The following is a 20,666-nucleotide window of genomic DNA, read 5'->3' on the forward strand; positions in this document are numbered from 1 at the left end:
GCACGGCCAACGCCGCGCCACGCTCGCGGCGCAAAGGTCGGTTGGACGCGCATTTTCCCGAAAACAATACGTTACCTCATCCAAATTGATTCTATTCGTTTTGTTTGTGCTATTTGTTGCGCTCGGCCTGCTGTGGCGCAGCGCGCGCTGGCGTGTCGCGGTCTGCGCGGCCGCGGTCTTCTGGCTGCTCGCGACCGGCTGGCTCACCGCGGTGCTGCTCGATATCGCCCAGCCGGAGTTGTATCGCACTCCCTACGATCAGGCGAAAATCGGCCCGGCGCACTTCGGTGCGCGCACCGCCATCATCATGCTGGGCGGCGGCACCGAATCGGACGGCGGCCGACTGTTCCCCGCGCGCGACGTCTACGCACGCATTGCGCTTGCCGCCGAGTTGTACGCACAGTGCGCGCGCGCGGGCGGCACGTGCCGCGTGATCGTGAGTGGCGGCAACCCGGAGCACCATGCGAGCGCCGAGGCCGACAACTACGCGCCCTACCTGCTGCGCGCCGGTGTGCCGAGCGCCGATCTCGTGCTCGAAAACCAGAGCCTCACGACGTATCAGAACGCGCGCAACGTCGCGCCCATCGTCCGCGCCGGGAATGACGAAACGCTCCTGCTCGTCACGTCCTCGTACCAGATGCGCCGTGCGATGCTCGATTTCCGGCGTTTCGACATGGACCCGCTGCCTGCGGTTTCCAGCGTGCGGCATGTCGAGCGCGGCCTGCTTCCGCGCCTCGCAAATCTCAAGTCCGCTGAAACGGCGCTCCACGAATCGATTGGGGTTGCCCAGTTCTATGTGTATCGGATGATCGGCTGGTTCTAATATGACCGTTAGGCGACGTTAGATGTAACGAGATGTAACTCCCGCACGAACGGCTTACGTGATGTCATCTGGAGCGAGTATTTGATCGTTAGAATGGGGTGTCCATCCTGCTTGGACAGGCACCGGCTGGGTCCATAAACCGCTCCTTCGGAGGTAGAGATGAAAAAAGTGTCCCTCGCAGTCCTGATTTCACTTTCCGCACTGGCGGGCGCTGCGCATGCGCAGTCGGATAACGGCATCACGATGAGCACCGACCCGGCCAAGGCCGACGACGTCCTGCAACGCGCGCAGGCGCTGCAGCAGCAACAGGAAGCCGCGCCTGCGCCGGCGCCCATGATGCATCACAAGTCGGGGCATCCGCATCACAAGAAGGCCCCTGCCCAGTAAGAACGGACGAGGCTGGCCGCGCGCAGCCCAGCGCACGCGGGCGACGCCTTCCCGGGAATGAAGCCGATGCCGGTTTAGCCGCCATCGGCTTTTTTCTTCGCCGCGCCACTTCGCTGCGTTTGTGGCCTCGCGCGCAGCGGCCCGCGCCGACGCGCCGGCGCGGTATGCTAAAGTCGCGCACCTCGAAAACGCCGCGGTTGGCCAGTTGCGGTCGGCCAGACGCGGTCGGCTAGACGCGGTCGGCTAGACGCGGTCGGCAGACCCAACCTTTTGTGCGCGCCACGCGCGGAGAAACGCAATGAGCAACATCCAGCTCGACATCGAATGGACCGAAGCGGCCTCACGCAAGATCGAAAAACTGATGCCGCGCGGCGGCAACCAGGATGCGTATCTCGCGCTGCCCCCCATCGAATGCCTGCCGATGGAAGGCGACGTGCTGTTTCTCGGCCCGGCCGGCAAGCAGCAGCCGTTCATCGTGGCGGAGCGCCAATACCACCACGAAGGCGACGCGGACTGGACCATCATCCTGATTCTCGACGTGCCCGACACGGCGCACTGAGCGGCAAACCCAAGCCGCCGGCAGTCGGCATACGAGGCGCTCGCACCGAAGGCGAGCGCCCGCTTTGGAAGGCAGTTGCGCGGCCCTGGTGGTAGAGGCGCCCGCGAACCGCCCGCGCCGCCGTCCGTCCCAAGCCATGCCGAACCCGACTTCGGTGCGGGCTTCTCCAATTTCGACCGCGTCTGGCGCACATGTTGTGCGCGGACTTTCCGCCCGAGCACGGGCCGCGCGAGCGCCCGTGGCGCGAGCCGGGTCAAGCCGCCGCGTGATCCGGGTCGCTAGTCGGTGACGCGCCGACGCCCCGCCTTCAGCTCACCGGTGCGCGCCTTGCTGTCGAGCCGGCGCAGCTTCGAGGCGCGCGTGGGACGCGTCGCCACGCGCGCCTTGCGCGTCACGCTCACGCTGTCGACCAGTTCCTCCAGGCGCGCAAGCGCGGCCACGCGGTTCTGTTCCTGGGTGCGGTATTCCTGCGACTTGATCACGACGACGCCCTCGCTCGTAATCCGGCGGTCGGCGAGCGCGAGCAGGCGCATCTTGAGCACCTCGGGCAACGACGAGGCGCGAATGTCGAAGCGCAGATGAATCGCGCTCGACACCTTGTTCACGTTCTGGCCGCCCGCGCCCTGCGCGCGAACGGCGACGAGTTCGATTTCCTGCAACGGGATGGGCGCGCGTGCGGTCATGGGCAACGAGAAAGAAAGCAGGCCGGATCGGGCCGGACACGCGGCAGTGTCGCACAGCGCGGCTGAATCGGCACAGGCATGACACAGGCGTGACACCTCCTCGCGCAAGGGGCAAGCCGATCCGCCGTCGGCCGCTGTGCAGCCAGTTTGCCGCCGCGCGGCGCATGAACCATACTTGCGACATTCCCTTGGGCGAACCCACAGGAGCACGCACCCCATGAAGCTGCGTCCCGCATTCGTTGCCGAACTGGCGGTCAATCTCCTGCTTCCCTGGGTCGCCTACCGTCTCGCCGAGCCGCACTGGGGCGAAGTCGGCGGCCTCATTGCCTCGGCCGCGCCGCCGCTTGCCTGGAGCATCGTCGAACTGGTGCGCTTTCGGCGGGTGGATGCGCTCTCCGCCGTCATTCTGCTCGGCATCGTGCTCTCTGTGCTCGCCGTGGCATTCGGCGGCAGCCCGCGCGTGCTGTTGATGCGCGAAAGCCTCGCCTCGGGCGCGATCGGCGCCGCGTTTCTGATCTCGCTTCTCGCCAGGCGCCCGCTCGTGTTCTATCTCACGCGAGCGACGGTCGCGCGTGAGACGCGCGAGGGCGTCGCGCGGCTCGAACAGCTCTGGAAGGAAAACACGAGCTTCGCGGCGGCCATGCGGCTGCTCACGTTCATCTGGGGCTTCGGGCTTTGTCTCGATTCCGCGCTCCGCACGTACCTGGCCGCCACCTGGCCGATCGAGCGCTTTCTCGTCGTCTCGCCGATCATCGGCTATGGCGTGTTCGGCGGCCTGATGGCCTGGACCTTCTGGTATCGCACGCGCATGCGGCGCATCAACGGCACGCACGGCCTGCTCGGCGACGCGGCCGCCGCAACGAACGCGAGCACACTCAGCGTGGACTGAGACGCCGGCGCCAGCTTCGGCCCGTTCCGGCATGCATCGACGGTCAGATCGCGCCCGAAATACGTTAGACTCAGCGCCACAGTCCGCGGCGTACCGTCCGCTCTCGAACTCCCTCGGCAGTCGATGCGCTACTCCGTAGAAATCAGGAAATTCCTCTATAGCCAGTACTTTTACGGCGGCCTGCGCATCGCGATCGGCATCTCGCTTCCGGCCGTCCTGTGCCTGTTCGTCCTTCACAAGAGCGAGCTGGGTTTCACCATCTCGACCGGCGCGCTCGGCGCCTGTGTGGTCGACATGCCGGGGCCGCTCAAGTACAAGCGCAACGAAATGCTCGCGTGCAGCGTAATCGGGTTTCTCTCCGCTTACGCCACCGGCCTCGCCACCTTCAGCCCCGTCGCGCTCTGGGCCACCGTGGTGCCGCTCACCTTCGTGCTCTCGCTGATCGTGGTCTACGGCAACCGCTGGCCGCAGATCAGCTTCGCCACCCTCTTCATGATGGTGATGACGCTCGAGGAGCATTTCACGCCGCACCTCGCGCTCGTCAATGCGCTGTGGATCCTGCTGGGCGGCCTCTGGTACACGGCGTGGTCGACCATGATCAGCCAGCTCATGCTCGATCGCATCGAGCAGCAGGCGCTCGCCGAAAGCGTGTTCGCCTGCGCCGACTATCTGCTCGCGCGCGCCCAGTTCTTCGACCTCGACAACGATCTCGACGAGTGCTATCGCAACCTCGTCGCGAAGCAGATCGCCGCCGTCGAGCGCCAGGACGCGGCGCGCGACATCGTGCTGCGCAACCTGCCCAAGCTTAGGGCCGGCAAGGTCGATGCGCGGCGCGCGATGCACTTCAACCTGTTCATCAACACGGTCGATCTGCACGAGCTGTTCGTGGGCGCACACACCGACTACCCGCTCGTGCGCAACACCTTCGGCGGCTCAGACCTGCTCGTGTTCTACCGCGACCTGATCCGCAAGGCCGCCGCCGATCTCGAAGACATCGGCCTTGCAGTGCTGCAAAACGAGGCGCCGCGCGCGAGCGTGAATGTCAAAGCCGAGTTGCGCGCCATCGAATACGAACTCGAGCTGCTGAAAAAGCGCGACCTGGCCGCGACCGACCCGGAGGCCTATGCGGCGATCTCTGCGTCGTTCCGGCGTATCTGGAGCGCGACACGCCTGATCGACCGCATGCGCCGCAGCCTCGCGAGCGAAGTGCCGACGACCGAAACCGAACTGCGCATCGACGAGGCGCTCACACGTTTCGTGACGAACCGCCGCGTGTCCTGGCTGCAGATCTTCTCGAATCTCACGATGGCCTCGCCTAGCTTTCGCCACGCGCTGCGCGTGACGATCGCCGTGGCGGTCGGCTTCTGGCTCGGGCGGCTTCTGCCACTCACCAACGCCTACTGGATCGTGATGACGAGCATCATCATCCTGAAGCCCGGCTACTCGCTCACGCGCCAGCGCAACGCGCAGCGTATCGTCGGCACGCTGATCGGCTGTATCGCGAGCATTGCGCTGATCCTGCTCGTGAAGCAGCCGCTCGTGCTGCTCGTCTCGATGTTCGCGGCGATGGTGATGAGCTACAGCCTCCTGCTCTTCAACTACACGGCGAGCGTGGTGTTCACGTCGGCCTATGTGCTCCTGATGTTCCATCTGCTCGCGCCGGGCAGCATGCGCATCATCGGCGAGCGCGCGATCGATACGGTAGTGGGCTGCATGATCGCCATCGCCGCGAGCCATCTGTTTCCGTACTGGGAATACCGCCTGATGGGCAAGCTCGTGCACGACATGATCGCCGCGACGCGCAGCTATCTCGAAGCGAGCTGGTGGTGGAGCGGGCGCACGAGCGCGCCGCAGCCGGCGTTCGCGGGGGCCCGGGTGAGCGAGGCCGGCGCGCGCGTGGCCGCCCATGCAGCGCCGGCGGCGACGCGCGCAGGCGACGCGGGCGGCGTGGCGAATCCGGTGACGAGCAGCGTGAGCGCCATGGCGAGCGCTTCGGCGAACGCGGCGAGCGTCATCGACGAACCCGCAGCCGCCGCCGCGACCCTCGACGACTCGCCCACCGCCGGCGCTCCCGGCTCGCCCGTGTCGGCCGTGGGCGCGAAAACCGCTGCACAGACCGCGCAAGCCACGGCGAGCGTAGCCGCAGCGGCACCGTCGCTCGCGCGCGACTTCCGCTACCGGCTCGCGCGCAAGAACGTGCACGTGGCATTCGCGAATCTCGGCCAGGCGTTCCAGCGCATGATGCTCGAACCGAAGGCCGCGCAGAAGTTCGTGCCCGAGCTCAACGACCTGCTCGTGCGCAGCCACGTGCTCGCCTCGCAGATCACCGCCACCGCCCCGCTCCTGCGCAGCACGGCGCGGGCCGACCAGCCGGAGGTCAAGCTCGACGCACTCGAGCGCGCGCTGTCGTGCGTGCGCGAGAACCTCGTCGCCGCCGAAGCGGGCACGCCTGCGCCCGCCGATCAGGCCGACATCACGAAGCAGCTCACGCGCGAACTCGATGCGATGGTGGTGGAAGCCGAGCGCGCGCTCGGCGCCTCGGCGGAACTGCCGCAGGAACTCAAGCTGCTCGCCCACCAGTGCAAGCAGATGATCACGGCGTCCTGGTTGATTCGCCGGGACGCGAGCATCATCCGGCTACCGGAGGAATAAGAAGAAAACGGCCCGGCGCGTCACTGCGTCGAGCCACCGGCTTGCGACGCGGCCGTGCTCGCGGATGCGTGCGCCGCGCCGGCGCCCACGGTCTCGTCGTACTCGCGCTTGCTTTTCAGTGCGTTGAACAGCACGGTGCCGATCACGAACAGCACCACCACGACGATGAGCACGGCAACGCCGACAGTGGGGTTCTTCCTGCGCGGTTCGTTCATCGGTCGTGCCCAGCCTCGAGTTGGATGACAGGAACGGGCATTCTACGCCGCCATGCCTTGCAGACGGCTTGCGGCGCGAGCCGCGGGGTCCCGCCAGATGCCGCTAGATGCCGCTGCGCACCGGCAGCGCCGTAGAATATTTGAGCTGCTCCATCGCGAAGCTCGAACTGACGTCGAACAGCGGCACGGCGCGGATGAGCTGCTTGTAGACGCGGTCGAAGTCGTCGATATCGGAGACCACGATACGCAGCAGATAGTCGGTCTCGCCGCTCATGCGATACGCCTCGACGATCTCGGGAATCTCCTGCACGGCGCGCGTGAAGGTCTGCGCCCATGCCTCGGTGTGCTGGTTCGTGCGCACGGCGACAAACACCGTCGTCCCCACGCCGAGCTTGCGCGGGTCGCACAGCGCGACCTGCGCGCGGATCACGCCCGTTTCCTTCAGGCGCTGCACGCGCTTCCAGCACGGCGTTTGCGAAAGATTGACGCGCTGCGCCAACTCCGCGACCGGCATGGTCGCGTCCTGCTGCAGCAACTCAACCAGCTTTCTGTCGATGAGATCCATTTCCGCACTCCCCGAAGCGTAGAAATTTATTCTACACGATGGGCAAACGGGAAAAGAATAGGAAAACGCTTTCCAGGCGCGAACGGCTATAAATCTTCTTGTAGAAACCGGAAGAAGAACACGCCATGAACGCCCCTGCCGAACTCGCCCTGCTGAGCGCCTTCCACACCGCGGAGCAGCACGCCGCCGCCGTCGCCCGCTTCACCGCCGCGCTCGACGCCGCTTTCGATGCCTGCGCGACGCCCGGCGACCCGTCGCGCTGCGCCCGCTTCGCGCGCGGCCTGCGCGCGGCGCTCACGCGCGCGCTCGCCGATCCGGCGCTCGTCACTCCCGCGCAGCGCGAAGGCAGCGCGCACACGTATCGGCGTCATGTCATCGCGGCCGACAGGCGCGGCCGCTACACGGTCGCGGCGCTCGTCTGGCAGCCGGGCCACGCGAGCCCGATCCATGCGCATCACACCTGGTGCGGTTACGCCGTGCTCGACGGCACGCTGACCGAAACGCTCTACGCGTGGGACGACTCACGCCAGGGCGCCGACGTGATGCGCTCGCATCGGCGCGCGAGCGGCGCCGTGTCGTTCGGCGGACGCGGGCGCACCAGCATTCACCGGCTGTCGAACGGCAGCGACGCGCAGGCCGTCTCGCTGCATGTCTACGGCGTCGCCGCCGAGCACATCTCAACGCAGGTCAACGACGTGCTGCCGCTCGTGCGCAAGACGGCGCTCGTGTCTTAACGCGACTGGCCCCTATCCATCGAAGGCGTCACAGGTGATTTGAGTTTGAACTGAGCGGCGCAGACCTTCAGCCGCGGCTGCCCGCCGTGGGAATCTGGGGCGGTGCGCCCTCGGGGCCCGCCGTCGGCGGCGGCGCGGGCCGCGGCTCGTGCGAGGCATCGCGTGCCACGCCGCCGCCCACGTGCACGCCATGCGGATGCGGATGACCATGCGGCTCCTCGACATCGCCGCCGCGCGAGGACATGTGCACCTGCATCTGCGGCACCGGCATCTCGATGCCGGCTTCGTCCATGTGGCGCTTCAGGCGCGCATTGAACGCGCGCGCCACACTCCACTGCTGCAGCGGCCGCGTCTTGATCTGCCCTTTCACGACCATCCAGTTCGGGTCGAACCGGTCGAGCCCCCACACTTCCACGGGCCCGAGTATCTCGCGGCGATAGCGGAAGTCGGCCACGAGTTCCGCGCCGGTCTCGCGAATCATGCGCGTGACCGTATCGAGATCGACCGAGAACGGCACGCGCACTTCGAACACGGCGAACGCGAAATCGCGCGAAAGGTTCTTCACGATCTTGATCTGCGAGAACGGAATCGCGTGGATCGCGCCCTGCCCGTCGCGCAGCCGCACGGTGCGGATCGACAGATGCTCGACCGTGCCCGCATGCCCGTTGTCGATGTCGATCCAGTCGCCCACCGAAATCGTCTCTTCGATGATGATGAACAGACCGGTGATGAGATCGGCCACGAGCGACTGCGCGCCAAAGCCGATGGCGAGACCGATCACGCCCGCGCCGGCGAGCAGCGGCGTGACGTTGATGCCGAGATTCGCCGCGGTGGCGATGCCGGTGATGGTGAGGATCGTCACGAGCACCGCGTTGCGCACGAGCGGCAGCATGGTGCGTGCGCGCGTGCTGGGCGCGCGGCCCTTGGTGCGCGGACCGCTCGGATTGAGCGCTTCGAGGATCGCAGTATCGACCGTGATCCACACGAGCCACGCGAGGAACACCGTCGACACGATCGCGAAAATGGCGTGCGCGATGCCGCGCGCGGCCACGCTCGCCTCGATGATCGCGGCGAGCGAAATGTCCCACAGGCGTGCGCACGATTCGAAGTACGCGAACCAGATGAACACCACGAGCAGCGTGCCGGCAAAGCGCAGCAGGCGCCGCAGATACGGCGAGCGCCGCCGCACGCGCGCGGGGTTCGGGCGCGTGATGCGCAGCACGACCGCCGAGAGGAAGAACGCGAGCACGAGCAGGAGCGCGGAGACCACGGAAATCTGCAGCACGTCGTCGCGGCTGCCGATCCCGCCGAACGTGGCGACGATCGAAGCGCCGGCGAGCAGCAGCATCGGCAGTTGCCAGAGCGAGGCGAGCACGTCGAGGACTTCGGTGAGCGCCTTGTGGCCGTGGCGCAGCGAATAGCTGCGGTTGCGGATGAGATGCGCGACCGGGCGCCGGAAACCAAAGGCGAACACCACCGTCAGCACTGCGGCCGCCATGTTCGCGGCGGTGCTCACCAGTGCCGCCGTGTTCGCGCCCAGCTGGCGCGCGACTTCGAAATTGGTCGCGGCGTCGCCGAGCGCGGCCAGCACGCCGATCGCAAAGAGCAGCCGGCGCGAGCGCGCGATCAGCAGGCGCACGGCCGCGCGCCGGTGCCCCGAACCGAACAGCGAAAACATGATCAGGCAGATGGACGAGAACACCGCGCCCGCGACGATCGCGTAGGCGATCACGAGGGCGAGCGTGCGCCCGAGCGCGTCGGGCAGCGAACGCTCGACCACGAGCGCGCCGAGGAACGCCACGATCCACGGCGCCGCGCGATGCACGACGAAAATCAGCAGATCGATGGTGCGGGGATCGGGCCGCAGGCCGGTCTCGACATCGAAACGCCTGAGCAGCCGCCGCTCGATCCAGCGCAGCACCGCGGCGCATGCGCCCCAGCCGGCCAGCATGGCGAACAGATCGAACACGATGCGGCCGAGGCTTTCGCCTTCTCCGCCCGAGGCGATGTCGTAAAGCTCGACGCCGGCTGCCCTGAAGCGCCCCGCCCAGTAGTGAAACGGACTGCGGCCGCGGCGGGCGTCCGCCTCGACCGAGGCGAGCCCGGATGCGATTGCGCCCAGCAGCCCCGCCGAGTTCGCCGCCGCGCCCGAAGCGGGCGCGGGCGCCACGTTTTGCGACGCGCTGCGCAGCTTCTTGAGCTGATTCAGGAGCGCGGTGCGCTGGCGCTCGTTGTCGAGCGTATTGATGACGCTGTCGAGCGAGCGCGTGAACTCGGCCTGGCTCGCCGGTGACGGCGCAGAGGCCGCCTCGGCCGCCGAAGCCCCCGAGGCAGCCGCCGGCGCCCCGGTGATGATGCTCTTGAGCACCGGCAGCACGGGCGCCGGCGCGGCTTGGGCGGCGGCCCGCAGCGGCGCGGCGAGGCACGCCGCGAGGCATGCGAGGAGCATGAGTGCGCGCAGGAACGCGCGTAGACCCGGGCGCGCCGGCGCGGCGCGTGAAAGAAGTGCACGATCCGCCGGGTCGATGCGCATGCGCGACGGCCCGGCGCCCGCGCCATCGCGTCCGATGCTGGTATTCATGGCGGAGGGGCATAAACAGGACGTTCCAGTTTAGCCGCACTCCACCTCGCCGCGCCGCGCGCGTGCGTAACAGTTTGTCAGCGCGCAGGACGCGCCGCGTCGCGCCTCAGTAGGCCACCGTTGTGATCTGACGAATGAAGCGGCCCTGCTCGAGTTCGTCGACGAAGGCGATTGCGTAGTCCTCGGCAGAAATGCGGCTCTCGCCCTTCGCATCGGCGATCAGCGTATTGGCGCCCGTGCGGAATGTGCCCGTGCGCTCGCCGGGCGCGATGATCGCGGCCGGCGCGAAGAAGGTCCAGTCGATGTCGGTGACGGTACGGTAGTAGTCGAACGCCTCGCGATGGGCGAGCGCGATCGCCCTGTAGGCGTCGGGGAAGCCTTCGGTATCGACGAGCTGCTTGCCGGGCGCCACTTCCAGCGAGCCGGCGCCGCCCACCACGACGAGACGCTCGAGCCCCGCGGCGCGCACGCCTTCCACGAGCGCGCGGCTCGCGACCAGCAGGTCGCCAAGCTGATCCTTGGGCGGCGCATAGGCGCTCGCCACCACATCGTGACCGCGCACCGCGGCTGCGACGCTCGCCGCGTCGAGCAGATCGGCCTTCGCCGCGTGGACGTTCGGTGCGGCCGCAACGCGCTCGGGCTGGCGCACCAGCGCGCTCACCTGGTGGCCGCGGCGCGCCGCTTCGGCGGCGATGCGAGAACCGACCATGCCGGTTGCGCCAAAGAGGGCGATTTTCAGCGTCTTGCTCATGAACTGACTCCTGTTTTCCGTAATTATGTAACTAACGAGGTTACATTTCGGGGGTGAAAAAACGGGGCAATGCCCCGCTGATGATTCTGCTTGCGCGCAGCCCGCTCAGGCCCGCCGCGCCCGCGCGCGTTCGAGCTTGCGCTCGCTGCGCGTCATGTCGTCGACGACGTCCGCGAGCGTGCGCGTGGCGAGCGACGCCTCCATGGCGCGCTGTGCGTCGTCGATCACGCCGCGCAGCGTCTGCTGGATGTGACGCCCGACGAGGCAGGCCGGATTCGGCTCCTCGCGGTGCATGGCGAACAACTGCGCGTCGTCGACTGCATGGTAGACGTCGAGCAGCGTGATTGCCTGCGGCTCGCGTGCGAGCAGCGCGCCACCGCCCGCGCCCAGTTGCGACGACGTGAGGCCCGCGCTGGCAAGCATCGACAGGAGCCGGCGGATCAGCGCGGGATTGGTGTTCACGCTGCCCGCGATGATCTCCGACGACAGCGGCACGCCCTCCTGCTGCGCCAGCAGCGCGAGCACGTGAACGGCAAAAGCGAAACGGCTACTCGTATTCACGGCAAACCTGCCACTGCTGTGCGGCGCACGAATGGTTCGAACCACGCGCGCCAAAAAGTGTAACCATCATAATTACATTAATTCGTAGCGTCAACCCGTCAGCCGCGGCCTGCACGGCTGCGGCCTTACTTCGAAGCATCCGATGCCGGCGCCGACGCGGCCGCGTTGCTCGCCCAGCGCTGCAACGAATGCCCCGCACTCGTCAAACCGGTCCCGGTGGCCGCGGCGGCCTGCCCGAGCAAGGCCTGCGCCGTGCTTGCCGCGCCGCGCAACTGGCCCTGCGCCGCCGAAGCCAGCTCGGCCGTGGACGCGCTCGCCTGTTGACCTTGCGAGGCCGCCGAATCGAGCTTCTGCTGCGCTGCACCGAGTTGCTGGTTCACGAAGCTCGCGGCCTTGTCGAGCGTTTGCGCAGCCTGCTGCGCGGCCTGGTTGGCGGCGTCCTGCGTGGCCTGCTTCACGGCGTCGGCGGACTGCTTGCTCAGATCGGGTGCGGAAGCATCGTGCTTGTTACAGCCGGCGAGCGCCGCACACACAAGCAGGGAGACCAGCGTCAGCCTTTGCGTCGAAACCTTCGAATACATGGTCATCCTGAAAAATTCGCCGCATGAAGCGGCTTGCATAGATGAAAACGCGGCAATGATACGCCGTCGCGCAACACCGACTCCGACGAAATGAGCGAAAAACCCGCGCGCTCGAAAATCGGCCGCGACACCGCGCTCGCGTCGGCACTCAATACCGTCGAGCGGGCCTCGCGCGCGAGCGCTTCGAGCCGCGCCAGCGACAGCGTCGCGAGGCCGCGGCGCGACCACACCGGCGCGACGTAAAGCATCTCGACGTGATCGAGCGGAAAGAGCTGCCCGAACGCCGCTGCCGCGCCGTCACAGTACGCCACGAGCGTGACCCCGCGAGAAAGACGCGCGTCGAAGTCCGCGAGATCGTCGGCGGCCGCAGCCCACGCGCTGCGCTGCGCCGCGTCGTAGAACGAGGCAGCGAGCGTGGTCACGGACGCGCGGAACAACGCGGCCAGCGCGCTCGCATCGCGGCCCGGCACGTAGCGCCGCCAGTCGATGGTGTGCAGTGCGGCGCCCGCGACGCCGTGCTTTGCGAAATCGTCAAACATGATGGAGTAGACTGCCCACGCGCACGATCTGTTCCACCGTCCACCTCCGGAGACAAACGATGGCCGTCAAGAAGATCCTGTTCCTCACCGGCGATTTTGCCGAAGACTATGAAACGATGGTGCCGTTCCAGGCGCTGCAGGCAGTCGGCCACCGCGTCGATGCGGTATGCCCCGGCAAGAAGGCTGGCGAGCGCGTGAAGACCGCCATCCACGATTTCGAGGGCGACCAGACCTACACCGAAAAGCCGGGACACCAGTTCGCGCTCAACGCGACTTTCGACGAAATCGACGCCGCCAGCTACGACGCGCTCGCCATCGCAGGGGGACGCGCGCCCGAATATCTGCGCCTCGACCCGAAGGTCATCGAGATGGTGCGTCACTTCGCCCAGGCGAACAAGCCCATCGCGGCGATCTGCCATGCGGCCCAGCTGCTCGCCGCGGCCGAGGTGATCCGCGGCAAGCGCATTTCGGCCTATCCGGCCTGCGCGCCCGAGGTGCGGCTCGCGGGCGGCGAATATGCCGACATCGCCATCGACAGCGCCGTGACCGACGCGCCCTTCGTCACCGCGCCGGCGTGGCCCGCCCATCCCGAATGGCTGCGCCAGTTCCTCGTGCTCCTCGGCACGCGCATCGAGCCGTGAGCGAGCGCTGATCCACGCGCGCGCCAGCCGCCAATTCGGGCAGCTCCGATAGAGCGCGCTTGTCTGGACGTCTAAGCGCCTGCCGGTGGTCGCAACGCCGTTGCAGGCGCCGCCCGCGATTCGCTTCGCTCGCTTGCCTTCGCATTCGCGCCACCCGCGCCATCGCCCGCACCCTATTCCGCAAGGCTACTGGGCGAAGCCTCCGAGCGCTCCGCGCGTTCGAGCGCGCTGATGATCTGCTCCGCGTCGCCGGGCAACGGCGGCGCGACCGCAAGCGCATCGGGCAGCGACAGATAGAACGTCGTCCCCTCGCCTTCCGTCGACTCCACCCACACGCGCCCGCCGTGCCGCTCGACCACGCGGCGCACGAGCGCGAGCCCGATGCCCTCGCCTGGCGCCACGTTGCCGTGCATGCGCTGAAACGCCTGAAAGAGCCGCGGCAGGCCGACCTCGGGAATACCGAGCCCGTTGTCGCGCACATAGAAAATCTGCAGCGACTCCACGCCCGGCGGTGCATGAGCCGTGCCGATCTCGACGCGCCCGTCGCGCGCCGGATCGAGATAGCTGAGCGCGTTGCCGATCAGGTTTGCAAACACCTGTTCGAGCGCAGTAGGGTCGCCCCATACGTCGGGCAGCGTTTGCACGCTCACCTGCGCGCCGCGTGCGCGGATCGACGCGTGCATCGCGTCGACCACGCGCTGCACCAGTTCCTGCACACTGATACGCTGTCGCCGGTACTCCACGCGCCCCGCGCGCGCGAGCCGCAGCAGCGCGTCGATGATGTGCGATGCGCGCAGCACCGCCGTTTGCAGATAGCGCAGCGCCTCGCCGATATCCTCGTTGATGGTGCGCTCGATGCGCGCGCGCACCTGCGGCGAGAGCGAAGAATGCGCGATACGCTCGCGCAGGTCGTTGCACGCGTGATTGAGCTCGCGCGAAAAGCCCTGCAGGTTCACGAGCGGCGCGCGCAGATCGTGCGACACGCCGTGGATGAACATCTCGTTTTCTTGAGTCTGCTGGCGAAGGTTTTCGTTGATGCGTGCGAGCTGGTCTGCGCGCCGTGCAAGGTCGGCCTGAAAACCGAGCCGCAGCCGCTCGGCTTCGATCAGCCGCTGGCTGATCTGGTGCAGCGTGAGGTCGAGTTCGGCGATTTCGTCGTTGCCCGCCGTGAGCGGCGCAAGCGGTTCGTTCGCGGCCAGCCGGTTCGCGTTGTCGGAAAGCGCATCGAGCCGCCCGCGCACCCCGCGCGTAAAGACCCAGACGGCAAGCGCAACCAGCACGATCGAACCAAGCACTGCCGTCATCACGAGCGTCTGCTGCTGGGCGCGCGCCGCTTCGGCGGCGGACACCCGTAATACGTCGAGGCGGCGCTCCTCGGTCTGGAACGAGACGATCTGCGTGCGCACGCGGTCGAGCACGTCGGCGGCCATGAGCGCGCGAAAGCGCTCGGCCAGGTCGGCGCGGCGGCCAGAACGCAAGAGGTCCTGCACGCGGTCCGACCATTGGCGATAGTTCTGCACGGCGTGGCGAATCTGCACGGCGCGCTCGACCTGTGTGGGATTATCGGCCACGAGATCGACGAGCCGGTCGATGCGGCGGTCCACGTCCATCCACATCGAGACCGGCGTGGCATAGCTCGTGTCATTGGCCGCCACCGCACCGCGCAGCTTGACCGACTCGACCAGCACCGGTTCGAGCACGCGCGAAGCCTGCGCCAGCACCGCCTGGCTGTGCTGGCCCCAGCGCTCCGCGGCGGCGGCGTCGGTCTCGGCCTTCACGATGGCCGACAGCAAGCTCAGTTCGAACACGGCGGGAATCGCGATCAGTAGAAGCCCTTTGGTCGTGAGGCGCATTGCGTGGCGGGTACCGGGCGGCCGGACGTGCGTGAGGTGGCAATCTGGCCATTATGTCGGCGTTTGCGCCCTATGTGCGCCCGAAATTTATCCTCGCGAAAACGCAAGAGGATTTCGATTCGCCGACAATCCATTGATGTGGAAAGGAAAATCGAATTAAGCGCCCTAACTTGGCGCGCGAGTTCCCCACCTTTGCGCGGGAGCCCCGAGGTTGTGCCGGAACGTGGTGCATGCGCCCCGGAAATCAGCACCGGCACCGGCGATACGGCGCCTGCCATTTTTCCGCATCGGTGCACGGCCGCACCGGCTTGACGCCTGCTTTCGCTGCGAATTCACCAGTTTGGCGCTGAAGCTGGCCCATATCTTGCTCACTATGCGCCATTTTGGGCAAACTGGGTACGCCAGATGGACAATCTAAAAACCGGCACCGACACGCTATTCCTGCTGCTGGGCGCCGCCATGGTGCTCGCCATGCACGCGGGGTTCGCGTTTCTCGAACTCGGCACCGTGCGCAAGAAGAACCAGGTCAATGCGCTCGTGAAGATCCTCGTCGATTTTTCGATTTCGACGATCGCCTACTTCTTCATCGGCTATACGCTCGCCTACGGCGTGCAGTTCTTCTCGCACGCCGACGTGCTCGCCGAGCACAACGGCTACGCGCTCGTGCGCTTCTTCTTCCTGCTCACCTTCGCGGCGGCCATTCCGGCCATCGTGTCGGGCGGCATCGCCGAGCGCTCGAAGTTCAATCCGCAGCTGTTCGCGACCTTCGTGATCGTCGGCTTCATCTACCCGTTCTTCGAGGGGATGGTGTGGAACAACCGCCTCGGTTTCGAGGATGCGATGACGCACGTGTTCGGCGTGCCGTTCCATGACTTCGCGGGCTCGGTAGTCGTCCACGCGTTCGGCGGCTGGATCGCCCTGCCGGCCGTGCTGCTGCTCGGGCCGCGCCACGGCCGCTATACGCGCGACGGCCGCATCGCCGCGCACCCGCCTTCGAACATCCCGTTCCTCGCGCTGGGCGCATGGGTGCTCGCGGTGGGCTGGTTCGGCTTCAACGTCATGAGCGCGCAGACCATCGACAAGATCAGCGGTCTTGTTGCCGTCAACTCGCTCATGGCGATGGTGGGCGGCACGCTCGCCGCGTGGTTCGCAGGCCGCAACGATCCGGGCTTCACGTACAACGGGCCGCTCGCGGGGCTCGTGGCCGTGTGCGCGGGCTCGGACATCATGCATCCGCTCGGCGCGCTCGTGACGGGGGCGGTTGCCGGCGCGCTGTTCGTCTATATGTTCACCTGCGTGCAGAACCGCTGGCGCATCGACGACGTGCTCGGCGTGTGGCCGCTGCACGGCCTGTGCGGCGCATGGGGCGGCATCGCCGCGGGCATTTTCGGCCAGCGCTGGCTCGGCGGCCTGGGCGGCGTCTCGCTCGGCGCGCAGATCGTCGGCACGATTGCGGGCATCGCGATCGCCTTCCTTGGCGGGCTCGTGGTGTACGGCCTGCTGCGCAAATTCGTTGGGCTGCGCATCGATCGCGAACAGGAATTCAACGGCACCGACCTGTCGATCCACAAGATCACGGCCACGCCGGAACGCGAAACGGTTTCCTGACCGACGCGCAGTACGCTCACGCGGGCGGCGCCCTGCCGCCCGCATTCCGTACGCATCACTAACGGATCATCAAAGCTGGCCCATGCCGCCGGCGACGATCACTTCGGTGCCGATCATGAAGGCCGATTCCGCCGCGCTCAGATGCAGCACGGTCGACGCGATCTCTTCCGCCGTCGCAAAGCGCTTGAGCGGCACCAGCCCACGAATCGATTCCTCGGCCGCCGCGAGCGCGGCGGCATCCATGCCGAACTTGTTGTAGAGCGGCGTCTTCACGGGCCCGGGGCTCACCACGTTCACGCGAATGCCGCGCGGCAGCAGTTCGGCCGAAAGTGTCTTCGCGAACGAGATCAGCGCGGCCTTGCTCGCCGCATACACCGACGACGTGGGCATGCCGATATGCGCGTTGATCGAGCCGTTGAGCACGATGGCCGCACCGTCGCCCAGCACCGGCAGGAGCGATTGAATCTGGAAGTACGCGCCCTTCACGTTGGTGTCGAAGGTGACGTCCCAGAGCGCTTCGTCCACTTGCTCGAACGGCGCGAGCTTCGCCACACCCGCATTGATGAACACCGCGTCGAGGCGCAGGCCGGCGTCGCGCACGGCGGCGGCCAGCTCGCGCGCGCCGGTGATCGAGGCCGCGTCGTTGCGCCATGCGTGCGCGTTCGGGCCGAGCGCGCGCCGCGCGGCTTCGAGGCCGGCTTCGTCGCGGCCCGTGACGATGACGTGCGCGCCTTCGGCGGCATAGGCCTGTGCGGCAGCGAGGCCGATACCGCTGGTTCCGCCGGTGACGAGGACAGTTTTGTTTGCAAAGCGGTTCATGACGTTCTCCTTGAAGGGGATAGTCTCGATCTGAGACTGTGATGCCATATTGCCGGGCGGCGCGCTTTCTGCCGTACGAAGGTTTTGGCGCAGACGTTCGAAGCTGTCGAACGTTTTGCACGGGCAGCCGGCTTCAGCCCGTGACCTCGATTCCGTCCACGAGGCGCCTGGCAAGACGCGGCTCGCGCAGCCGGTCGATCCACCATTGCAGTGCGCGTCCCACGTGTTCACCGCGCCACGCCACGTAAAGCATGTTCGGCTCGCGCGGGTTCGCCGTGACCTTCGCGACCAGTTCACCGCGCTCGATGAGCTTCGCCGCGCGCCGCCGCGGCACCCAGCCGACACCCAGGCCCGCGCGCTGCGCGAGGATCTTCGCGCGCATCGACGGCACCGCCAGCACCTCCTGCCCCCCGAGCAGCCCGTAGCCGCGGCCCGGCGTGAGCCGTGCCGAATCGCCGACCGCTACGCCGCGCTCAGCCAGCATGCGCTCGCGCGTGAGCGGCGCCTTCTCGCCCGCGAGCCGATGGCGAGGCGCCACCGCGAACACCCACTCCATCACGCCGAGTTCGAACCAGTGCAGGCCGTCGATGGCGGGCGGTTCGTTGGTCGCACCGACGATGAGATCGGCGCGGCCGTCGCGCAGCGCCTCCCAGGTGCCGGAAAGCACCTCGTGCGTGAAACGCAGCTTGACGCCCGACTGCAGCGCGTCGAAGTCGCGGATCACCGGCATGAGCAGTTCGAATTCGAGAATCTCGTCGGTGACGATCCACAAGCGGTCTTCCCAGCCGTTCGCGACCTGGCGCACGCGCTGCGTCATGCGCGCGACGTCCTGCATCAGGCGGCTCGCCTCCTCGGCGAGCAGATGCCCGGCTGGAGTGAGCTGCAGCCGGTAGCGCCGGCGGTCGAAGAGCAGCGCGTCGAAGCGCGCCTCGAGTTGGCGCGCCGCATGGGAGATCGTGGAAGGCGCCTTGTTCAGCCGTGCCGCCGCGCGCGACAGGCTGCCGGTTTCGCGGATGGCGTCGAGCAACGCCAGTTCCTCTTCGGAGAGCATGTGCGACTCCATCGAACGGGTGATGAGCGATGGTATGGCAGAAAGGGAACGTAGGTCGGTTCACATGACGCCGCGTCCTTGGGGGCGAGCTGTCAAAGTCGCCTTGACGGTCTGTCCAACAAAATTGTCGTTGCCTGGCGCAATGACCAGCCCGAGAATCGAACGCACGTTCACAAACCGTGAAGCGTGCCCGCGCGCCCATCAAAAGGGAGACCATTGCGCAAGAGAACTGCATCACGCCCGCGAAAACATCTTTCCAGTGAGGTATGAGGCCATGTCCGTGCAGTCCCCGTCCCCCGACTCCCCGTTCGTCGACTTGACCGCCATGATTCGCCAACGCACGGCGGAACACGGCGCGCGCGCGGCCATTGTCTGCGAAGACGAGACCGTCACGTTCGCCGCGCTCGATGCGCTGATCGACCGCTGTGCGGCCGCGCTGCAGCGTGACGGGCTGGCACCCGAAGACGTCGTGGCCATTTGTGCGTCGAGTTCCATCCCCTATGCCGCCGTTTTCTTCGGCGCGCTCCGGGCAGGACTCGCGGTCGCCCCGCTGTCGCCCTCCACGCATGCGGACAGCCTCGTCGCCATGCTGGAGAACTCGCGGGCGCAAATCCTCTTCGCCGATGCGGCGGTTTGCCAGTTGCTTGCGGGCGTCACGCTGCCGCCTGCGCTGCGCGTCGTCGACATCGGTGCAGCCGGGCAATTCGATGCCTGGCTCGCGCCCGTGGGCGCCGCGCCCTCGCACGTGGAAATTCGGCCGGAGTGGGCGTTCAACATCATTTACTCGTCCGGCACGACGGGCGCGCCCAAAGGGATCGTCCAGTCGCACGCGATGCGTTACGCCTATACGCTGCGAAGTCTCGAGCGCGGATACGGGCCGCACGCCGTCACCTTGATTGCGACGCCCCTCTATTCGAACACCACGCTGGTGAGCTTCTTCCCGACGCTCGCGCTCGGCGGAACGGTCGTCCTCATGCCGAAGTTCGATGCGAAGCAATATCTCGAGCTTGCCGAGCGCAAGCATGTCACGCACACCATGCTGGTTCCGGTGCAATACCAACGCATCCTCGGTCATCCGGACTTCGATCGCTACGACCTGTCCAGCTTCCACTCGAAGTTCTGCACGAGCGCGCCGTTCGCGGCGGCCCTCAAGGCGGACGCCCTGCGCAGGTGGCCGGGCAAACTCACCGAGTTCTATGGCATGACCGAAGGCGGCGCGTCATGCGAGCTTTGCGCGGACGAGTTTCCCGACAAGCTGCACACCGTTGGCCGCCCGCTGAACGGCCATGAAATGCGCCTGATCGATGCCGACGGACGCGAGGTCGCCGCCGGGGAAGCCGGTGAAATCGTCGGGCGCTCGCCTGCCATGATGACCGGCTACTACCGGCAACCGGACAAGACGGCGCAAGCCGAGTGGTACGACGGCGATGGGCGGCGCTTCATTCGAACCGGGGATGTCGGCCGCTTCGACGAAGACGGCTTCCTCGTGCTGATGGACCGCAAGAAGGACATGATCATCTCGGGCGGCTTCAACATCTATCCAAGTGATCTGGAACAGGTGCTCGCCCGACACCCCGAAGTCGCCGAATCCGCGGTGGTTGGCGTTCCATCGGCGCGCTGGGGCGAAACGCCGGTGGCGTTCGTCACGCTCCGGCGCGGTTCGGCATTGACCGCCGACACGCTCGCCGCTTGGGCCAACGGGCAATTGGGGAAGTTGCAGCGACTTGCCGACGTGGTGATCGTCGACGCGCTACCGCGCAGCCCGATCGGCAAGGTGCTCAAGCGTGAGTTGCGGGAGCGCTATAGCGGCGAGGTCGCCTGACCGGCCGCCTGGCGCACGTTCGTGGATTTGGAGCCGGCGGAAAAAAAAGCGCCACGTTTGCACGTGGCGCCTTGAAAAGTTCTAGCCATTCCGAGGGCCGTGCTAGAACCTGAGAGCCGGTATTCGGATGCGCCGTGCCGTCGGAAAAAGATGCGCAATTATGCGAATTGCATACCGCATGGCACATTAAAACCCCGCAATTTTGCGGGGTCGAGGCGGATTGCCGAAATCGCATTCCATTTTTTACCTACATGCTGACTAAGTCAAGCAAAATCTCGCCAAAATGCGCCAATCGTCGAGCTTCTGGCATCCATTACAATCGTCTGAGAATTAGCGCCCTAATTTAGGGAGC

20 protein-coding genes are annotated in these 20,666 nt (G+C 66.8%); 9 read left to right on the top strand and 11 right to left on the bottom strand.

Annotation, left to right across the window (positions count from 1 at the left end):
* Nucleotides 1-100 precede the first annotated feature (100 nt).
* From AB3X98_RS22245 to AB3X98_RS22255, 3 genes are all read left to right on the top strand, one after another.
* The gene (locus tag AB3X98_RS22245; protein ID WP_368604094.1) at nucleotides 101-823 is read left to right on the top strand and encodes a YdcF family protein; all 723 of its coding nucleotides are present in this window, start codon (nucleotides 101-103) and stop codon (nucleotides 821-823) included.
* Nucleotides 824-982: 159 nt separating this feature from the next.
* On the top strand, nucleotides 983-1,210 hold the full coding sequence (locus tag AB3X98_RS22250) for a hypothetical protein (RefSeq protein ID WP_028204804.1): 228 nt from the start codon (nucleotides 983-985) through the stop codon (nucleotides 1,208-1,210).
* A 298-nt stretch (nucleotides 1,211-1,508) separates the two neighbouring features.
* Entirely contained in the window at nucleotides 1,509-1,769 is a 261-nt protein-coding gene (locus tag AB3X98_RS22255; protein ID WP_133184189.1) for a DNA-binding protein, read from the top strand.
* Between the two features lie 278 nt (nucleotides 1,770-2,047).
* On the opposite strand, the gene arfB is transcribed toward AB3X98_RS22255, so the two are convergent.
* Nucleotides 2,048-2,452, bottom strand: a complete 405-nt coding sequence (gene arfB, locus AB3X98_RS22260; protein WP_069267882.1) for an alternative ribosome rescue aminoacyl-tRNA hydrolase ArfB — start codon at nucleotides 2,450-2,452, stop codon at nucleotides 2,048-2,050.
* Nucleotides 2,453-2,669: 217 nt separating this feature from the next.
* On the opposite strand from arfB, the gene AB3X98_RS22265 reads away from it, so the two are divergent.
* Together AB3X98_RS22265 and AB3X98_RS22270 are read left to right on the top strand one after the other, a co-directional pair.
* Nucleotides 2,670-3,341 (top strand): VC0807 family protein, encoded by a 672-nt coding sequence (locus tag AB3X98_RS22265; protein ID WP_069267883.1) that lies wholly within the window; start codon nucleotides 2,670-2,672, stop codon nucleotides 3,339-3,341.
* 123 nt (nucleotides 3,342-3,464) lie between these two features.
* Nucleotides 3,465-5,993 (top strand): FUSC family membrane protein, encoded by a 2,529-nt coding sequence (locus tag AB3X98_RS22270; RefSeq protein ID WP_368604093.1) that lies wholly within the window; start codon nucleotides 3,465-3,467, stop codon nucleotides 5,991-5,993.
* 20 nt (nucleotides 5,994-6,013) lie between these two features.
* Here AB3X98_RS22270 and AB3X98_RS22275 read toward each other — a convergent pair whose 3' ends face one another.
* A complete protein-coding gene (locus AB3X98_RS22275) occupies nucleotides 6,014-6,208 on the bottom strand; it encodes a hypothetical protein (RefSeq protein WP_069267885.1) in 195 nt (64 codons plus the stop codon).
* Between the two features lie 103 nt (nucleotides 6,209-6,311).
* Nucleotides 6,312-6,773 (bottom strand): Lrp/AsnC family transcriptional regulator, encoded by a 462-nt coding sequence (locus AB3X98_RS22280; RefSeq protein WP_368604092.1) that lies wholly within the window; start codon nucleotides 6,771-6,773, stop codon nucleotides 6,312-6,314.
* Nucleotides 6,774-6,898: 125 nt separating this feature from the next.
* Here AB3X98_RS22280 and AB3X98_RS22285 point away from each other — a divergent pair, with 125 nt between their 5' ends.
* Nucleotides 6,899-7,507 carry a cysteine dioxygenase gene (locus AB3X98_RS22285; RefSeq protein ID WP_368604091.1) on the top strand — a complete coding sequence of 203 codons (609 nt, stop codon included), beginning with the start codon at nucleotides 6,899-6,901 and terminating at the stop codon, nucleotides 7,505-7,507.
* A 67-nt stretch (nucleotides 7,508-7,574) separates the two neighbouring features.
* On the opposite strand, the gene AB3X98_RS22290 is transcribed toward AB3X98_RS22285, so the two are convergent.
* The 5 genes from AB3X98_RS22290 to AB3X98_RS22310 form a co-directional block, all read right to left on the bottom strand.
* Complete coding sequence (locus AB3X98_RS22290) at nucleotides 7,575-9,956, bottom strand: mechanosensitive ion channel domain-containing protein (protein ID WP_342946000.1); 2,382 nt, start codon at nucleotides 9,954-9,956, stop codon at nucleotides 7,575-7,577.
* Nucleotides 9,957-10,194: 238 nt separating this feature from the next.
* Complete coding sequence (locus tag AB3X98_RS22295) at nucleotides 10,195-10,839, bottom strand: NAD(P)-dependent oxidoreductase (RefSeq protein WP_368604090.1); 645 nt, start codon at nucleotides 10,837-10,839, stop codon at nucleotides 10,195-10,197.
* 105 nt (nucleotides 10,840-10,944) lie between these two features.
* Nucleotides 10,945-11,400, bottom strand: a complete 456-nt coding sequence (locus tag AB3X98_RS22300; protein ID WP_069267928.1) for an Rrf2 family transcriptional regulator — start codon at nucleotides 11,398-11,400, stop codon at nucleotides 10,945-10,947.
* A gap of 125 nt (nucleotides 11,401-11,525) precedes the next feature.
* Entirely contained in the window at nucleotides 11,526-11,981 is a 456-nt protein-coding gene (locus AB3X98_RS22305; RefSeq protein ID WP_069267889.1) for a hypothetical protein, read from the bottom strand.
* Nucleotides 11,982-11,983: 2 nt separating this feature from the next.
* Entirely contained in the window at nucleotides 11,984-12,520 is a 537-nt protein-coding gene (locus tag AB3X98_RS22310; protein WP_083245542.1) for a GNAT family N-acetyltransferase, read from the bottom strand.
* A 59-nt stretch (nucleotides 12,521-12,579) separates the two neighbouring features.
* Between AB3X98_RS22310 and AB3X98_RS22315 the strand changes: the two genes are divergently transcribed.
* Entirely contained in the window at nucleotides 12,580-13,161 is a 582-nt protein-coding gene (locus tag AB3X98_RS22315) for a DJ-1/PfpI family protein (RefSeq protein WP_069267890.1), read from the top strand.
* A 173-nt stretch (nucleotides 13,162-13,334) separates the two neighbouring features.
* On the opposite strand, the gene AB3X98_RS22320 is transcribed toward AB3X98_RS22315, so the two are convergent.
* Complete coding sequence (locus AB3X98_RS22320; protein WP_368604089.1) at nucleotides 13,335-15,014, bottom strand: ATP-binding protein; 1,680 nt, start codon at nucleotides 15,012-15,014, stop codon at nucleotides 13,335-13,337.
* Nucleotides 15,015-15,419: 405 nt separating this feature from the next.
* On the opposite strand from AB3X98_RS22320, the gene AB3X98_RS22325 reads away from it, so the two are divergent.
* On the top strand, nucleotides 15,420-16,622 hold the full coding sequence (locus AB3X98_RS22325) for an ammonium transporter (RefSeq protein ID WP_368604088.1): 1,203 nt from the start codon (nucleotides 15,420-15,422) through the stop codon (nucleotides 16,620-16,622).
* Nucleotides 16,623-16,691: 69 nt separating this feature from the next.
* Here AB3X98_RS22325 and AB3X98_RS22330 read toward each other — a convergent pair whose 3' ends face one another.
* Together AB3X98_RS22330 and AB3X98_RS22335 are read right to left on the bottom strand one after the other, a co-directional pair.
* Complete coding sequence (locus AB3X98_RS22330; protein WP_342945588.1) at nucleotides 16,692-17,441, bottom strand: SDR family oxidoreductase; 750 nt, start codon at nucleotides 17,439-17,441, stop codon at nucleotides 16,692-16,694.
* A 133-nt stretch (nucleotides 17,442-17,574) separates the two neighbouring features.
* Nucleotides 17,575-18,492 (bottom strand): LysR family transcriptional regulator, encoded by a 918-nt coding sequence (locus tag AB3X98_RS22335; protein ID WP_368604087.1) that lies wholly within the window; start codon nucleotides 18,490-18,492, stop codon nucleotides 17,575-17,577.
* 274 nt (nucleotides 18,493-18,766) lie between these two features.
* On the opposite strand from AB3X98_RS22335, the gene AB3X98_RS22340 reads away from it, so the two are divergent.
* On the top strand, nucleotides 18,767-20,314 hold the full coding sequence (locus AB3X98_RS22340; RefSeq protein ID WP_368604213.1) for a class I adenylate-forming enzyme family protein: 1,548 nt from the start codon (nucleotides 18,767-18,769) through the stop codon (nucleotides 20,312-20,314).
* The last annotated feature ends 352 nt before the right edge of the window (nucleotides 20,315-20,666 follow it).

The sequence above is a fragment of the Paraburkholderia sp. BR14312 genome, from assembly GCF_040948675.1.
Taxonomy (GTDB): domain Bacteria; phylum Pseudomonadota; class Gammaproteobacteria; order Burkholderiales; family Burkholderiaceae; genus Paraburkholderia; species Paraburkholderia nodosa_A.

What these genes read in the sequence shown, in the direction of transcription:
- AB3X98_RS22275 (WP_069267885.1), bottom strand. Translation starts at nt 6,208, where the DNA reads ATGAACGAACCGCGCAGGAAGAACCCCACTGTCGGCGTTGCCGTGCTC.
- AB3X98_RS22290 (WP_342946000.1), bottom strand. Translation starts at nt 9,956, where the DNA reads ATGCTCCTCGCATGCCTCGCGGCGTGCCTCGCCGCGCCGCTGCGGGCC.
- AB3X98_RS22305 (WP_069267889.1), bottom strand. Translation starts at nt 11,981, where the DNA reads ATGTATTCGAAGGTTTCGACGCAAAGGCTGACGCTGGTCTCCCTGCTT.
- AB3X98_RS22340 (WP_368604213.1), top strand. Translation starts at nt 18,767, where the DNA reads ATGTCCGTGCAGTCCCCGTCCCCCGACTCCCCGTTCGTCGACTTGACC.
- AB3X98_RS22255 (WP_133184189.1), top strand. Translation starts at nt 1,509, where the DNA reads ATGAGCAACATCCAGCTCGACATCGAATGGACCGAAGCGGCCTCACGC.
- AB3X98_RS22270 (WP_368604093.1), top strand. Translation starts at nt 3,465, where the DNA reads ATGCGCTACTCCGTAGAAATCAGGAAATTCCTCTATAGCCAGTACTTT.
- AB3X98_RS22280 (WP_368604092.1), bottom strand. Translation starts at nt 6,773, where the DNA reads ATGGATCTCATCGACAGAAAGCTGGTTGAGTTGCTGCAGCAGGACGCG.
- arfB (WP_069267882.1), bottom strand. Translation starts at nt 2,452, where the DNA reads ATGACCGCACGCGCGCCCATCCCGTTGCAGGAAATCGAACTCGTCGCC.
- AB3X98_RS22295 (WP_368604090.1), bottom strand. Translation starts at nt 10,839, where the DNA reads ATGAGCAAGACGCTGAAAATCGCCCTCTTTGGCGCAACCGGCATGGTC.
- AB3X98_RS22310 (WP_083245542.1), bottom strand. Translation starts at nt 12,520, where the DNA reads ATGTTTGACGATTTCGCAAAGCACGGCGTCGCGGGCGCCGCACTGCAC.
- AB3X98_RS22250 (WP_028204804.1), top strand. Translation starts at nt 983, where the DNA reads ATGAAAAAAGTGTCCCTCGCAGTCCTGATTTCACTTTCCGCACTGGCG.
- AB3X98_RS22285 (WP_368604091.1), top strand. Translation starts at nt 6,899, where the DNA reads ATGAACGCCCCTGCCGAACTCGCCCTGCTGAGCGCCTTCCACACCGCG.
- AB3X98_RS22330 (WP_342945588.1), bottom strand. Translation starts at nt 17,441, where the DNA reads ATGAACCGCTTTGCAAACAAAACTGTCCTCGTCACCGGCGGAACCAGC.
- AB3X98_RS22320 (WP_368604089.1), bottom strand. Translation starts at nt 15,014, where the DNA reads ATGCGCCTCACGACCAAAGGGCTTCTACTGATCGCGATTCCCGCCGTG.
- AB3X98_RS22335 (WP_368604087.1), bottom strand. Translation starts at nt 18,492, where the DNA reads ATGCTCTCCGAAGAGGAACTGGCGTTGCTCGACGCCATCCGCGAAACC.
- AB3X98_RS22265 (WP_069267883.1), top strand. Translation starts at nt 2,670, where the DNA reads ATGAAGCTGCGTCCCGCATTCGTTGCCGAACTGGCGGTCAATCTCCTG.
- AB3X98_RS22325 (WP_368604088.1), top strand. Translation starts at nt 15,420, where the DNA reads ATGGACAATCTAAAAACCGGCACCGACACGCTATTCCTGCTGCTGGGC.
- AB3X98_RS22315 (WP_069267890.1), top strand. Translation starts at nt 12,580, where the DNA reads ATGGCCGTCAAGAAGATCCTGTTCCTCACCGGCGATTTTGCCGAAGAC.